The organism is Pseudomonas sp. FW305-E2 (assembly GCF_058782925.1).
Genome location: NZ_JBYSYE010000050.1, coordinates 1 through 13739 on the forward strand (window position 1 = coordinate 1; position 13739 = coordinate 13739).

The 13739-nt window shown below is 62.1% G+C and carries 13 protein-coding genes; 6 read left to right on the top strand and 7 right to left on the bottom strand.

Annotated elements, in window-relative coordinates; genetic code table 11:
• Window positions 1–129: 129 nt before the first annotated feature.
• The 4 genes from lon to cmoB all read left to right on the top strand — a co-directional run bounded on the left by lon (window position 130) and on the right by cmoB (window position 4877).
• On the top strand, window positions 130–2547 hold the full coding sequence (lon, locus tag AC3WLP_RS24565) for an endopeptidase La (protein WP_012053599.1): 2418 nt from the start codon (window positions 130–132) through the stop codon (window positions 2545–2547).
• 151 nt (window positions 2548–2698) lie between these two features.
• A complete protein-coding gene (locus AC3WLP_RS24570) occupies window positions 2699–3091 on the top strand; it encodes a protease inhibitor I42 family protein (RefSeq protein WP_003252079.1) in 393 nt (130 codons plus the stop codon).
• 89 nt (window positions 3092–3180) lie between these two features.
• A complete protein-coding gene (gene cmoA / locus AC3WLP_RS24575; protein ID WP_004575434.1) occupies window positions 3181–3924 on the top strand; it encodes a carboxy-S-adenosyl-L-methionine synthase CmoA in 744 nt (247 codons plus the stop codon).
• Window positions 3921–4877, top strand: a complete 957-nt coding sequence (gene cmoB / locus AC3WLP_RS24580; RefSeq protein WP_004575433.1) for a tRNA 5-methoxyuridine(34)/uridine 5-oxyacetic acid(34) synthase CmoB — start codon at window positions 3921–3923, stop codon at window positions 4875–4877. The genes cmoA and cmoB overlap by 4 nt, the downstream gene beginning before the upstream one ends.
• A gap of 69 nt (window positions 4878–4946) precedes the next feature.
• Here cmoB and AC3WLP_RS24585 read toward each other — a convergent pair whose 3' ends face one another.
• A complete protein-coding gene (locus tag AC3WLP_RS24585; RefSeq protein WP_003252072.1) occupies window positions 4947–5150 on the bottom strand; it encodes a hypothetical protein in 204 nt (67 codons plus the stop codon).
• A 310-nt stretch (window positions 5151–5460) separates the two neighbouring features.
• Between AC3WLP_RS24585 and AC3WLP_RS24590 the strand changes: the two genes are divergently transcribed.
• Together AC3WLP_RS24590 and AC3WLP_RS24595 are read left to right on the top strand one after the other, a co-directional pair.
• Window positions 5461–6135, top strand: a complete 675-nt coding sequence (locus AC3WLP_RS24590; protein WP_003252070.1) for a heavy metal response regulator transcription factor — start codon at window positions 5461–5463, stop codon at window positions 6133–6135.
• A complete protein-coding gene (locus tag AC3WLP_RS24595) occupies window positions 6132–7514 on the top strand; it encodes a heavy metal sensor histidine kinase (RefSeq protein ID WP_088513344.1) in 1383 nt (460 codons plus the stop codon). Before AC3WLP_RS24590 ends, AC3WLP_RS24595 begins: the two co-directional genes overlap by 4 nt.
• 124 nt (window positions 7515–7638) lie before the next feature.
• On the opposite strand, the gene pdxJ is transcribed toward AC3WLP_RS24595, so the two are convergent.
• The 6 genes from pdxJ to lepA form a co-directional block, all read right to left on the bottom strand.
• On the bottom strand, window positions 7639–8361 hold the full coding sequence (pdxJ, locus tag AC3WLP_RS24600) for a pyridoxine 5'-phosphate synthase (RefSeq protein ID WP_014754330.1): 723 nt from the start codon (window positions 8359–8361) through the stop codon (window positions 7639–7641).
• Window positions 8362–8422: 61 nt separating this feature from the next.
• The gene (recO, locus tag AC3WLP_RS24605; RefSeq protein WP_088513343.1) at window positions 8423–9106 is read right to left on the bottom strand and encodes a DNA repair protein RecO; all 684 of its coding nucleotides are present in this window, start codon (window positions 9104–9106) and stop codon (window positions 8423–8425) included.
• Window positions 9107–9275: 169 nt separating this feature from the next.
• The gene (gene era / locus AC3WLP_RS24610) at window positions 9276–10178 is read right to left on the bottom strand and encodes a GTPase Era (protein ID WP_003252061.1); all 903 of its coding nucleotides are present in this window, start codon (window positions 10176–10178) and stop codon (window positions 9276–9278) included.
• Window positions 10171–10860 (bottom strand): ribonuclease III, encoded by a 690-nt coding sequence (gene rnc, locus AC3WLP_RS24615; protein WP_003252059.1) that lies wholly within the window; start codon window positions 10858–10860, stop codon window positions 10171–10173. The genes era and rnc overlap by 8 nt, the downstream gene beginning before the upstream one ends.
• A 163-nt stretch (window positions 10861–11023) precedes the next feature.
• Complete coding sequence (gene lepB, locus AC3WLP_RS24620) at window positions 11024–11878, bottom strand: signal peptidase I (protein WP_003252057.1); 855 nt, start codon at window positions 11876–11878, stop codon at window positions 11024–11026.
• Window positions 11879–11883: 5 nt separating this feature from the next.
• Window positions 11884–13683, bottom strand: a complete 1800-nt coding sequence (gene lepA / locus AC3WLP_RS24625) for a translation elongation factor 4 (protein ID WP_010952535.1) — start codon at window positions 13681–13683, stop codon at window positions 11884–11886.
• Between the last annotated feature and the right edge of the window lie 56 nt (window positions 13684–13739).

Genomic DNA, 13739 nt, shown 5'->3' on the forward strand with positions numbered 1-13739 from the left:
GCTCTAGAATGCTGGATGGATGCTGGGGCTGCGGCGCAGCCCAATCGCGACACAAGGCCACTCCCATACCATTGAAACCCATCCCCTCCCGCCCCATCTAAGCACCATAGTCATTCACGCAGGTGCCCCATGAGCGACCAGCAGGATTTCCCGGAACACCCGGACGAACACAGCGAAGTCGAACACACCCTCCAGGCCGAAACCGGCCACGCCCTCGCCCTGCCCGGCCAGCAGCTGCCGGACAAGGTCTACGTCATCCCGATCCACAACCGCCCGTTCTTCCCGGCCCAGGTACTGCCGGTCATCGTCAATGAAGAACCCTGGGCCGAAACGCTCGACCTGGTGGCCAAGTCACCGGACCACTGCCTGGCGCTGTTCTTCATGGACACCCCGCCAGAAGACCACCGCCACTTCGACACCTCGGCACTGCCGCAGTACGGCACGCTGGTCAAGGTGCACCATGCCAGCCGCGAAAACGGCAAATTGCAGTTCGTCGCCCAGGGCCTGTCCCGGGTGCGTATCCGCAACTGGCTCAAGCACCACCGCCCGCCCTACCTGGTCGAAGTCGAATACCCGCGCCAGCCCGCCGAGCCGACCGACGAGGTCAAAGCCTACGGTATGGCACTGATCAACGCGATCAAGGAGCTGCTGCCGCTCAACCCGCTGTACAGCGAAGAGCTGAAGAACTACCTCAACCGCTTCAGCCCCAACGACCCCTCGCCGCTCACCGACTTCGCCGCCGCGCTCACCTCGGCCACCGGCAACCAGTTGCAGGAAGTGCTCGACTGCGTGCCCATGCTCAAACGCATGGAAAAGGTACTGCCAATGCTGCGCAAAGAGGTGGAAGTCGCACGCTTGCAGAACGAGATTTCGGCCGAGGTCAACCGGCAGATCGGCGAGCACCAGCGCGAGTTCTTCCTCAAGGAACAACTCAAGGTCATCCAGCAGGAGCTGGGGCTGACCAAGGACGACCGCAGCGCCGACCTCGAACAGTTCGAACAGCGCCTGGAAGGCAAGACCCTGCCGCCCCAGGCACGCAAGCGCATCGATGAAGAGATGGGCAAACTGGCCATCCTGGAAACCGGCTCGCCCGAATACGCCGTCACCCGCAACTATCTGGAATGGGCCACCGCCCTGCCGTGGGGCGTGTACGGCAAAGACAAGCTCGACCTCAAACATGCGCGCAAAGTCCTCGACCAGTACCACGCTGGCCTCGACGACATCAAGGAGCGCATCCTCGAGTTCCTCGCCGTGGGCGCCTGGAAAGGCGAGATCAGCGGCTCGATCGTGCTGTTGGTGGGCCCGCCCGGGGTGGGCAAGACCAGCATCGGCAAGTCCATCGCCGAATCGCTCGGCCGGCCATTCTATCGCTTCAGCGTCGGCGGCATGCGTGACGAAGCCGAGATCAAGGGCCACCGCCGCACCTACATCGGTGCCCAGCCCGGCAAGCTGGTGCAGGCCCTGAAAGACGTCGAAGTGATGAACCCGGTGATCATGCTCGACGAAATCGACAAGATGGGCCAGAGCTATCAGGGTGACCCGGCATCAGCGTTGCTGGAAACCCTCGACCCCGAGCAGAACGTCGACTTCCTCGACCACTACCTCGACTTGCGCCTGGACTTGTCCAAGGTGCTGTTCGTGTGCACTGCCAACACCCTCGATTCGATACCCGGGCCGTTGCTCGACCGCATGGAAGTGATCCGCCTGTCCGGCTATATCACCGAAGAAAAAATGACCATCGCCAAGCGCCACCTGTGGCCCAAGCAGCTGGAAAAGGCCGGCGTTTCCAAGACCAGCCTCAGCATCAGCGACAGCGCACTGCGCCTGGTGATCGACGGTTATGCCCGCGAGGCCGGTGTGCGCCAGCTGGAGAAGCAACTGGGCAAACTGGTGCGCAAGGCTGTGGTCAAGCTGCTGGAAAACCCCGACGCCAAACTTAAGATCGGCACCAAGGACCTGGAGACCGCACTCGGGATACCGGTGTTCCGCAGCGAGCAGGTACTGGCTGGCAAAGGCGTTATCACCGGCCTGGCCTGGACCAGCATGGGCGGCGCCACGCTGCCGATCGAGGCGACCCGCATCCACACCCACAACCGCGGCTTCAAGCTGACGGGCAAACTGGGTGACGTGATGAAGGAGTCTGCCGAAATTGCCTACAGCTACATCAGCTCCAACCTCAAGCAATTTGGCGGGGATCCAGGTTTCTTCAACGAAGCGTTCATCCACCTGCACGTACCCGAAGGCGCCACGCCCAAAGACGGCCCCAGTGCCGGCATCACAATGGCCAGCGCGTTGCTTTCACTGGCCCGCGACCAGCCTGCCAAAAAGGGTGTCGCCATGACGGGCGAGCTTACCCTCACCGGTCAGGTACTGCCGATTGGCGGCGTGCGCGAGAAGGTGATTGCGGCGCGGCGGCAGAAGATTTTCGAACTGATCCTGCCGGAGCCCAACCGCGGCGACTTCGAAGAACTGCCGGACTACCTGCGCGAAGGCCTGACAGTGCATTTCGCCAAGCGCTTTGCCGACGTGGCGAAAGTGCTGTTCTAGCCTGTACCGGCCTCTTCGCGGGCAAGCCCGCACCTGCACGGGTACGCTACCCCTGCAGGCGCGGGCTTACTCGCGAAAGGGCCGGCACAGGCAACACAAATGTCCTCGATCATCGGTTATCCTCAGGCCATCGCCAGCCTTCGGAGCCACCATGACCTCTCCTCGTCTGCTCGTTCCCCTGAGCTTCGCCCTGCTTTCTGCCTGCGCTCAACAACCCTCGCAGCCTGTTGACCTGGACGCCGAAAGCGAATGCCCAAAGCGCCTGCAGGTCGGTCAGGTCCTCACGCTTACCCTGCCCAGCAACCCCACCACCGGCTACCGCTGGCTGTTACAGAACCCGGCGCCCAACGTATTGCAAAGCCTTGGCCCCGAGGTTTACAGCGCGCCTGAAGACACCGGTATCGTCGGCAGCTCGGGCATGTCGACCTGGCGCTTCCAGGCCCGCGCTGCCGGCGAAGGGAACCTGGTATTGGTCTACCAGCAACCCTGGGCCCCGGAAGTGCGCCCGGTGCAGACCTTCGATTGCGCCATTCGGGTCAATTGAACGCACAGCGCTGGTCAGCCAACCATGCATCCCGGCTGCGGTTTGGCTAGAATGCGCCCCCTGCCTATCACCAGCCGCCTGGATTCGCCGTGAGCAAACAACCCGACCGCCTTTTCTCCCAACCCCTGGAGCAGGTGCCCGACTTCGTCTTCAACGAAGACGTCGTACGTGTGTTCCCGGACATGATCAAGCGCTCGGTGCCCGGTTACCCAACCATTGTCGAGAACCTCGGGGTTCTGGCCGCCCGGTTCGCCCAGCCAGGCACCGCACTGTACGATCTGGGCGCATCGCTGGGCGCCGTTACCCAGTCGCTGCGTCGCCATGTGCGCAGCGACGGCTGCAGGGTAATCGCGGTGGATAACTCCGCTGCCATGGTCGAGCGCTGCCGGCAGTACCTCACTGCACAAGATTCGATGTTCCAGGAGTTGCTGCCGGTGCACGTGCTGGAGGCCGATATCCTTGCCCTGCCCTTCGAGCCGGCCTCGGTAGTGGCGATGAACTTCACCCTGCAGTTCATTGCCCCTGACCAGCGCCTTGAACTGCTCGGGCGAATCCGCCAGGCGCTGCTGCCCGGCGGCGCGCTGATTCTGTCGGAGAAGCTGCGCTTCGCCGATGAGCAAGCGCAGGACCTGCTCAATGAACTGCACCTGGATTTCAAACGGGCCAATGGCTACAGCGAACTGGAGATCGCCCAGAAGCGCAGTGCCATCGAAAACGTGATGAAGCCCGATACACTCGAAACCCACCAGGAACGCCTGCGCGCAGCCGGCTTCTCGAAAGTGGTGCCTTGGTTCCAATGCCTTAACTTCGCCTCGTTGATAGCCCTGCCATGATCGATCTGTCTCCCCTCGTCCGCCGCCTGGCGGGCACGCCCCTGGCTTCCTGGTCGCAAGGCCTGCAAGCGCAACTGGACGCCAAGCTGGAAAAGGGTCACGGTGACCTCGACCGCTGGCGCGGGGCGCTGGAAGCCCTGCCCGCCCTGCAACCCAGTGAAGTCGACCTGGTCAACGGGTTGCGTCTGGATTGCGACTGCGACGACGCCACCCGCGCGCAGATGCGCCAGGCACTGATGGGCCTGTCGCCCTGGCGCAAGGGTCCATTCGACCTGTTTGGCGTGCACGTTGACACCGAATGGCGTTCGGACTGGAAGTGGTCGCGGGTCGGCCCGCACCTGGACCTCAAAGGCAAACGCGTACTCGACGTGGGCTGTGGCAATGGCTACTACCAATGGCGCATGCTCGGCGCCGGCGCAGACATGGTGGTCGGGGTCGACCCCAACTGGCTGTTCTTCTGCCAGTTCCAGGCCGTGCAGCAATACCTGCCGGAGTTACCGGCCTGGCACCTGCCGTTCGCCCTGGAAGACCTGCCCGCCAACCTTGAAGGTTTCGATACCGTGTTTTCCATGGGCGTGTTCTATCACCGCCGCTCGCCAATCGAGCACCTGCTGGCGCTCAAGGACTGCCTGGTCAAAGGTGGCGAGCTGGTGCTGGAAACGCTGGTTATCGAGGGCGACGAAAACCAGGTGCTGGTGCCTGAGGACCGCTACGCACAGATGCGCAACGTCTGGTACCTGCCGTCGGTACCGGCATTGGCCCGCTGGTTGCGCCGTGCCGGCTTCAGCGATGTGCGCTGCGTCGACGTGAGCGTGACCAGCGTCGAGGAGCAGCGCAGCACCGATTGGATGCGCTACCAGTCGCTGAGCGACTTCCTCGACCCGAACGACCACAGCAAGACCGTCGAAGGCCTGCCTGCCCCACGCCGCGCCACCCTGCTGGCGCGCAAATAAAAAAGGCGCCCGCAGGGGCGCCTGAATACACCTGCGGCGAGGAGCCGTCGCGGCGCAGGTGTCGTTACCTCAATCCTTGGCCACCTCACGCGCCTTCTCTTGCGCCTTGCGCTCGCGCTCGGCAACAGCCTGTTGCTTGTCGCCATGCAGTCGCTGCTGGTCTTCGCGGAAGGCTTGCCAGAACTGCTTCGAGCGCTCCGCACCGCCCTCGGCATAAACACTGGCGCTGCCCAGGGCAAGGGTGGCCAACAGCAGGTATTTGGTCAGGTTCATCGTGTTTGCCTCGTAATAACCGATCAGACACGGCCATCCTAGCGAGGGCTGGCTAACGGCAAGGTGAGGCGGGGATTACAGTCCTGCAATGTGGCCTTGTGTGGACTGTTCGGACCTCTTCGCGGTTAAACCCGTTCCTACAGGCGCGGGTTTACCCGCGAAGAGGCCCGAATAGACAGCCAGATAACAGCAGAATTACAAATCCGTTATCTGCACCGCAGGCCTTTTTTCATGCCGTAACATTGGAGCGCTTGACCCTGATGTCACTACAGGGTCAAGAATCGCCCCCTTTCAATACACCGAGCCCCCCATGCGCCTACTGATCATCGAGGACGAGCTGCGTACCGCCGACTACCTGCAACAGGGCCTTCGCGAGAACGGTTACGTGGTCGACTGCGCCCACACAGGCACCGACGGCCTGCACCTGGCACGCCAACAGGCCTATGACCTGGTCATCCTCGACGTCAACCTGCCCGAAATCGATGGCTGGACCGTGCTACAGCGGCTACGTGCCGAATCGGCCACGCGTATCATGATGCTGACCGCCCACGGTCGCTTGGCCGACCGGGTAAAAGGCCTGGACCTGGGCGCGGATGACTACCTGCTCAAGCCCTTTGAGTTCCCTGAGCTACTGGCGCGCATCCGCAGCCTGCTACGCCGCAACGACCAGCAACTGCAGCCCAGCACCCTGCGCGTCGCTGACCTGGAACTGGACCCCGGCCGCCACCGCGCCTACCGCGCCGGGCAGCGCATCGACCTGACCGCCAAGGAGTTCGCCCTGCTGCACCTGCTAATGCGCCAGACTGGCGAAGTGTTGTCGCGCACGCAAATCATCTCGCTGGTGTGGGACATGAACTTCGACTGCGACACCAACGTGGTCGAGGTCTCGATCCGGCGCCTGCGGGCGAAGATCGACGACCCGTTCGACAACAAGCTAATCCATACCCTGCGTGGTGTGGGCTACGTACTTGAGGCTCGCCTTTGAAAAACGCCAGCCTGTCGTTACGCCTGGGCCTGAGCGTGACATTGATGGGCGCCGCACTGGTGCTGCTGCTGGCCTGCCTGGCCGTGTTTGCCCTGGATCACGAACTGGACAGCCGCGCGCGCAAGGATTTGGCGCGCAAGATGCTTCAGGTCGAGCACAACCTGCGTGTCGACCTGCGCAGCGAGGACCTGGGCAGCCGCGCCCATCCACTGCTGGACCTGGTGATGGGGCATGACAACCTAAGCCTCAGTGTGCTGGCTCTCGACGGCCGCCACCCCCACCTGCTCAGCCTCGGCCCGGCCCTGGAATCGCGGGTCGGTGAACTGCACACCGATGCGCGTCTGGCCTTTCACGCCTGGCGTGACAGCGGCGGTAACCAGATCCTCACCGTTACCCGGCTGATGCGCCTGCGCGACAACACCCCTGTCAAGGTGATGATGTCGCTCAACCGCGCCGACGACAACGCCCTGCTGCAAGCCTACCTGCACTCGACGTTGCTCGCCTTGCCACTGCTACTGGTTTTGATTGGTGCGGGGGCATGGTGGCTGATGCAGCGCGGCCTGAAACCATTGCGGCACTTCCGGCGCATTGCCGGGCAGGTGTCGGCCCAGGACCTGCAGCATCGCCTGCCCGCTACCGCCCTGCCGCAGGAACTGGCAGACCTGGCCGGCAGTATCAACGTGATGCTCGATCGACTCGACCAAGGTGTCAGGCAGCTGTCGCAGTTCTCTGACGACCTGGCCCATGAACTGCGCACACCGTTGAGCAACCTCATGGGCAAGGCGCAGGTGACACTGGCCCGTGAGCGGGACAACGCCAACTATCGGGAAGTGCTTGAAGACAGCATCGAAGAGCTAACCCGGCTCAACCGCATCATCAACGACATGCTGTTTCTTGCCCAGGTCAGCCAGCCGCATACGCAGGTTGCGTTGAAACCCTTGGCGCTGTCCGACGAGGCAGCGCGGGTTGTCGAGCTGTTTGCCTACAGTGCCGAGCTGAAAGAAATTGAGCTACGTGTTCAGGGCTGGGGGACAGCGCTGGGAGACCGGCTGATGTTTCAGCGGGCACTGTCGAACCTGTTGAGCAACGCCATACGGCACAGTCCCGAGAGTAAACCCGTGGCTCTGCGCATCGAGCGCTCGGGCAGCGAAGTCAGGCTATCCGTGGAGAACCAGGGGCCGGGTGTGCCTGCAGAGCACCAGTCGCGCTTGTTCGAGCGGTTTTACCGAGTAGGTTCGGGGCGTTCGCGGCTGGAGGGCGGGACCGGGTTGGGGTTGGCGATCGTGAAGTCGATCATGCAGTTGCATGGCGGGCGGGTCGAGGTCAGCAGCTGCCCCCTGGGGCCTACCCGGTTTACCCTGGTGTTTCCTGCCGAGTGATCGGCCGCCTGTGCTGGCCTCTTCGCGGGCTTGCCCGCTCCCACAGGGGTGCACAGCCTCAAGGCCTGTGGGTACCTGTGGGAGCGGGCAAGCCCGCGAAGAGGCCGGTACAGGCGACCAACAATCAGCGCGAAGCCGCCACGATCAGCGCCTTCATCTCGGCCACAGCAGCCTTGAAGCCGACAAACAAGGCATGCGCCACCAATGCATGGCCAATGTTCAGCTCATTGATACCCTTGATCGCCGCCACCGCCTCGACGTTGTGGTAGTGCAGCCCGTGACCCGCATTGACGATCAGCCCATGCCCCACGCCAACCGCCACACCCTCGACGATCCGCTGGAGCTCTTCAGCCACTTCGGTGGGGGTTTCGGCATCGGCATAACGGCCGGTGTGAAGCTCGATGGCCGGTGCGCCAACCCGATGCGAGGCCTCGATCTGCCGTTCGTCGGCGTCGATGAACAGCGACACCTCGGCACCGGTACGCGCCAGCCGTTCGACTGCAGCCTTGATCCGCGCTTCCTGCCCTGCCACATCCAGGCCACCTTCAGTGGTCAGCTCCTGACGGGTTTCGGGTACAAGGCAGATGTGCGCCGGGCGAATCTTCTCGGCAAAGGCCATCATCTCTTCGGTGACGCCCATCTCGAAGTTCATGCGGGTCTGCAGCACATCCTTGAGCAGCACAACGTCACGCTCCTGGATGTGCCGGCGGTCTTCACGCAGGTGCACGGTGATGCCATCGGCGCCTGCTTCCTCGGCGTCCAGGGCAGCCTTGACCGGGTCAGGGTAGCGCGTGCCACGGGCCTGGCGCAGGGTCGCCACGTGGTCGATGTTTACGCCAAGAAGCATGCGGTTACTGTGAGTCACGAAAGGCTCTCCTGAAGATTGAGCCCAACAGCATACGTCCTGATCAGCGCTTGCGAAACAGTTCCCGGCTGACCAGCGGTTTTGCCCCCAGGTGAACTGCCAGTGCCTGGCGCATCAGCCGCTTTGCAGCGAGCAAGGCGCCAGGTGCGTCCCAATCGGCTTCAGCCAGGGCCAGCAACTCGATCCCGCGAAACAGGCCGGGCTGCAACAGCTCGACCCGCTCCAGGCCGGCATCCACGCGCAGGCGATACAGGCCGTCGGCGGCGATCGGCTGGTCGTTGACGTCTTGGCTCAATGAAAACGCATACCCGAGCTCATCAAGCAGCCGCCATTCGAACGAACGCAGCAGAGGTTCCAGCAGGCGGCCTTCAGCCAGGGCCTGCAAGGTCAGGGTGTAGTGTTCGAAAATGGCCGGAAACGGTGCTTCGGCGGGCAGCAGCCGCATCAGCAACTCATTCAGGTACAAACCGCTGAACAGCGCATCGCCATGCAGCCAGGCGGCGATGCCGCTGCTGTCCATGCGGCCGACATTCTTCAGCTCGCCGCGCCCCCGCAGCTCTAGCTCCAGGAGGACGAACGGCCGCACCAGGCTACCGCCCTTACCCCGCGCGCGACGTAGCACGGCGCGCATGCGGCCCTGCGGGGTGAAAAAGTCCACCAGCGCGCTGGTTTCCTTATAGGCACGGCTGTGCAGCACATAGGCTGGCTGGCCGACAGGTTGTTCCATTAAAAATCACTCGCGCCGAGGGTTGCACTGGCCCTTGTGGGAGCGGCCTTGTGTCGCGAAAAGGGCCGCAAAGCGGCCCCAGATTTTTAGCTTTGCAGCATAAATCGCCGGGGCTGCTGCGCGGCCCTATCGCAACACGAGGCCGCCCCTACAGGGACCAGCGCGCGGCTTACAGGTCGCCGTAGCCCAGCGAACGCAGGGCGCGCTCGTCGTCGGACCAGCCGCCCTTTACCTTGACCCACAGGTTGAGCATGACCTTGGAATCGAATAGCACTTCCATGTCCTTGCGCGCCTCGGAACCGATGCGCTTGATGCGCTCACCCTTGTCACCAATGATGATTTTCTTCTGGCCATCGCGTTCAACCAGGATCAACGCGTGAATGTGCAGCACATGGCCCTGCTGCTTGAATTCCTCGATCTCCACGGTGATCTGGTACGGCAACTCCGCACCCAACTGGCGCATGATCTTCTCGCGCACCAGTTCGGCGGCCAGGAAGCGGCTGCTACGGTCGGTGATCTGGTCTTCGGGGAAGAAATGATCGTTCTCGGGCAGGTGCTTGGCGATCTGTGCCTCCAGCGCCTCGAGATTGTGCCCCTGCTGCGCGGAAATCGGCATCACCTCGGCGTTCGGCAGTTGCTCTTGGAGCCACTGCAGGTGCGGGATCAGCTCGGCTTTCTCTTCCATACGGTCGGTCTTGTTGACCGCGATGATCAGCGGGCCGGTCACATATTGCACGCGCTCCAGAACCAGTTGGTCCTCGTCGGTCCACTTGGTACGGTCGACCACGAAGATCACCACGTCGACGTCCTTGAGGGCCGCCGAGGCATTGCGGTTCATGTAACGGTTCAGGGCCTTGTCGTTGGCCTTGTGCATACCGGGGGTATCGACGTAGATGGCCTGCACATCACCTTCGGTCTTGATGCCGAGCATGTTGTGGCGGGTGGTCTGCGGCTTTCGCGAAGTAATCGCCAGCTTCTGGCCCAGGATGTGGTTGAGCAGGGTCGACTTGCCGACGTTGGGACGGCCAACAATGGCTACGTAGCCGCAGCGGGTCGGGTTGCTATCAGTCATTGCCATTCTCCACGCCCAGGGCGATCAGTGCAGACGCGGCGGCGACTTGCTCGGCAATACGCCGGCTAACGCCTTGACCACGGCTCTTGTTGTTCAGCAGTACCACTTCGCATTCGACGAAGAAGGTCCGGCAGTGTGGTTCACCCTGGATATCCACGACTTCGTAACGCGGCAGCTCACAGCTGCGCGACTGCAGGAACTCTTGCAGGCGGGTTTTCGGATCTTTATTGGTGTCGACCAGTGTCAGGCCTTCAAACTCATCGGCCAGCCAGGCCAGAATGCGCTCCCGGGCGGTGTCCATGTCAGCGTCCAGGTAGATGGCACCAATCAGTGCCTCCAGGGCGTCGGCCAGGATCGACTCGCGGCGAAAGCCGCCGCTCTTGAGTTCTCCGGAACCCAGGCGCAGGTAATCGCCCAGATCAAAACCACGGGCCAGACGGGCCAGGGTCTCCCCCTTGACCAACCGCGCACGCAGCCGCGACAACTGGCCTTCGCGAGCCTGCGGAAAACGCTCGAACAGCGCTTCGCCGGCAACGAAGTTGAGAATGGCGTCACCGAGGAACTCCAGGCGCTCATTGTTGCGCCCGGCGTAACTGCGATGGGTCAGTGCCAGGAGCATCTGGTCCTGGTTCTTGAAGGTGTAACCGAGCTTTCGCTCCAGACCGGCAAGGGAAGCACTCATGCGGCCACCCGATCGTTGTTCAACGCGTTGTTCAAATCAACATCCTGAAAGACTGTTTGGCTGTGGTCCGCCGATTGATGTGTGGCGAATCTCCCGATCCCTGAGAACACAGCCTATGTCAGAAATGCATTCGGCGCTGTCTGCTGGACAGCGCCGATGGGTATCAATGGATCAGGCCAACCCGCGACAGGTTGGGCAAGTGGCTGAGTTTGGGCTCTGGCCAGCTCATCCACACCGCGAAGGCCTTGCCGACAATGTTCCGGTCCGGAACCATGCCGTGCAGTTCCTTGGGAATGTTCGGGTCATCCCAGAAACGGCTATCGTTGGAGTTGTCGCGGTTGTCGCCCATCATGAAGTAATGGCCCGCAGGCACGGTCCACTGCTGGTCCGGCGGCATGCGATAACGGCTCATTTCCTTGCGGATCAGGTGTTCGGCCGCGCCGAGCTTTTCCTTGTACAGCTGAGCACTGCCCAGGGTACCCGGCTCGCTGCCCACCAGTTGTTCGGCAACGGGCTGGCCGTTGACGAACAGCCGCTTGTCGTTGGTGTAACGGACTACGTCGCCCGGCAGGCCAACCACACGCTTAATGTAGTTGACATTCGGGTCGCTCGGGTAGCGGAACACCATCACATCCCCGCGTTGCGGGTCACCGACCTCGATGACCTTCTTGTCGATCACCGGCAGGCGAATGCCGTACGAGAATTTGTTCACCAGGATGAAGTCGCCCACTTCCAGGGTCGGTTTCATCGATCCCGAAGGAATCTGGAACGGCTCGACCAGGAACGAACGCAGCACCAGCACGATAAACAGCACCGGGAAGAACGACTTGCCGTACTCGACCAGCAACGGCTCCTTGTTCAGCCGTTCGACCACCGCCATCTCAGGCTGGCTGACGCTGCCCTGATAGTTGGCGATTGCCGCACGCCGGCGCGGGGCCAGGAACAGCAGGTCGATCAAGCCCAGCAGACCGCAGATGAAGACGGCGATGACTAGCAACAGCGGGAAATTTAGCGACATAGGACCTAGCTATCCAACCTGAGCACGGCGAGGAAGGCTTCTTGTGGAATTTCCACATTGCCCACCTGTTTCATGCGTTTCTTACCGGCCTTCTGCTTCTCCAGCAGCTTCTTCTTACGGCTGACGTCACCGCCGTAGCACTTGGCCAGTACGTTCTTTCTGAGCGCCTTGACGGTTGTCCGCGCAATGATCTGGCCGCCAATGGCTGCCTGGATCGCTACGTCGAACATCTGCCGAGGGATCAGTTCCTTCATCTTCTCGGTCAACGCACGGCCTTTGTAGGCCGCGTTGTCGCGGTGCACGATCAATGCCAGGGCATCGACCTTGTCGCCATTGATCAGTACGTCCAGCTTGACCAGGTTGGCCGACTGGTAGCGATCGAAATGATAATCCAGCGAAGCATAGCCGCGGCTGGTGGATTTGAGGCGGTCGAAGAAGTCGAGCACCACTTCGTTCATCGGCATGTCGTAACGCACCTGCACCTGACTGCCGAGGAACTGCATGTCGCGCTGTACGCCACGCTTCTCGATGCACAGGGTGATGACGTTGCCCAGGTGCTCCTGCGGAACCAGGATGGTCGCGGTGACGATCGGCTCGCGGAAGTCGGCTACAGCCGAGACGTCAGGCAGCTTGGACGGGTTGTCGACGACGATGGTTTCGCCGGTTTTCAACTCCAGCTCATAGATCACGCTGGGTGCGGTGGTGATCAGGTCCAGGTCGTATTCGCGCTCCAGGCGCTCCTGGATGATCTCCATGTGCAACATGCCCAGGAAACCGCAACGGAAGCCAAAGCCCAGCGCGTCGGAGCTTTCCGGCATGTACTGCAGCGAGGAGTCGTTCAGGGTCAGCTTCTGCAGAGCGTCGCGGAAATCCTCGAAGTCGTCGGAGCTGACCGGGAACAGGCCGGCGTAGACCTGCGGCTGAATTTTCTTGAAGCCTGGCAACACCTCGACCTCAGGGGTCGAGGACAGGGTCAGGGTGTCGCCAACCGGGGCACCGTGGATGTCCTTGATGCTGGCGATGATGAAGCCTACTTCGCCGGCTTTCAGATCAGCGGTCTGGGTGTGTTTCGGGGTGAAGACACCGACGCTGTCGACCAGGTGCACCTTGCCGGTGGACTTGACCAGGATCTTGTCGCCTTTCTTGACGCGGCCCTGGCGCACACGCACCAGCGAGACCACACCCAGGTAATTGTCGAACCAGGAGTCGATGATCAGCGCTTGCAGCGGTGCATCGATCTCACCTTCTGGCGCGGGGATGGTGTGCACCAGGCGCTCGAGCACCTCGTCAACGCCCATACCGCTCTTGGCGCTGCAGGCCACGGCGTCGGTGGCATCGATACCGATGATCTTCTCGATCTCGTCCTTGACGCGGTCCGGGTCGGCCTGGGGCAGGTCCATCTTGTTCAGGACCGGCATGACCTCCAGGCCCTGCTCGATGGCGGTGTAGCAGTTGGCTACGGACTGGGCCTCCACGCCCTGACCGGCGTCAACCACCAGCAGTGCCCCTTCACAGGCCGCCAGCGAACGCGAAACTTCGTAGGTGAAGTCGACGTGGCCGGGGGTATCGATGAAGTTCAGCTGGTAGGTCTTGCCGTCCTGCGCCTTGTAGTGAAGGGTGACGCTGTGGGCCTTGATGGTGATACCGCGCTCACGCTCCAGGTCCATGGAATCGAGCACCTGGGCTTCCATCTCGCGCGCCGACAGGCCACCGCACATCTGGATGAAACGGTCAGCCAGCGTCGACTTGCCATGGTCGATGTGGGCGATGATGGAGAAATTGCGGATATGACTCAAATCACTCACGGGTCAACACTCGAAAAGGCTGCGAGCCGGACGCCCGCCGAAAAATAGCCGGGAAT

What these genes read in the sequence shown, in the direction of transcription:
- pdxJ (WP_014754330.1), bottom strand. Translation starts at nt 8,361, where the DNA reads ATGCTTCTTGGCGTAAACATCGACCACGTGGCGACCCTGCGCCAGGCC.
- recO (WP_088513343.1), bottom strand. Translation starts at nt 9,106, where the DNA reads ATGGAACAACCTGTCGGCCAGCCAGCCTATGTGCTGCACAGCCGTGCC.
- cmoB (WP_004575433.1), top strand. Translation starts at nt 3,921, where the DNA reads ATGATCGATCTGTCTCCCCTCGTCCGCCGCCTGGCGGGCACGCCCCTG.
- rnc (WP_003252059.1), bottom strand. Translation starts at nt 10,860, where the DNA reads ATGAGTGCTTCCCTTGCCGGTCTGGAGCGAAAGCTCGGTTACACCTTC.
- lon (WP_012053599.1), top strand. Translation starts at nt 130, where the DNA reads ATGAGCGACCAGCAGGATTTCCCGGAACACCCGGACGAACACAGCGAA.
- AC3WLP_RS24570 (WP_003252079.1), top strand. Translation starts at nt 2,699, where the DNA reads ATGACCTCTCCTCGTCTGCTCGTTCCCCTGAGCTTCGCCCTGCTTTCT.
- AC3WLP_RS24585 (WP_003252072.1), bottom strand. Translation starts at nt 5,150, where the DNA reads ATGAACCTGACCAAATACCTGCTGTTGGCCACCCTTGCCCTGGGCAGC.
- AC3WLP_RS24590 (WP_003252070.1), top strand. Translation starts at nt 5,461, where the DNA reads ATGCGCCTACTGATCATCGAGGACGAGCTGCGTACCGCCGACTACCTG.
- lepB (WP_003252057.1), bottom strand. Translation starts at nt 11,878, where the DNA reads ATGTCGCTAAATTTCCCGCTGTTGCTAGTCATCGCCGTCTTCATCTGC.
- era (WP_003252061.1), bottom strand. Translation starts at nt 10,178, where the DNA reads ATGACTGATAGCAACCCGACCCGCTGCGGCTACGTAGCCATTGTTGGC.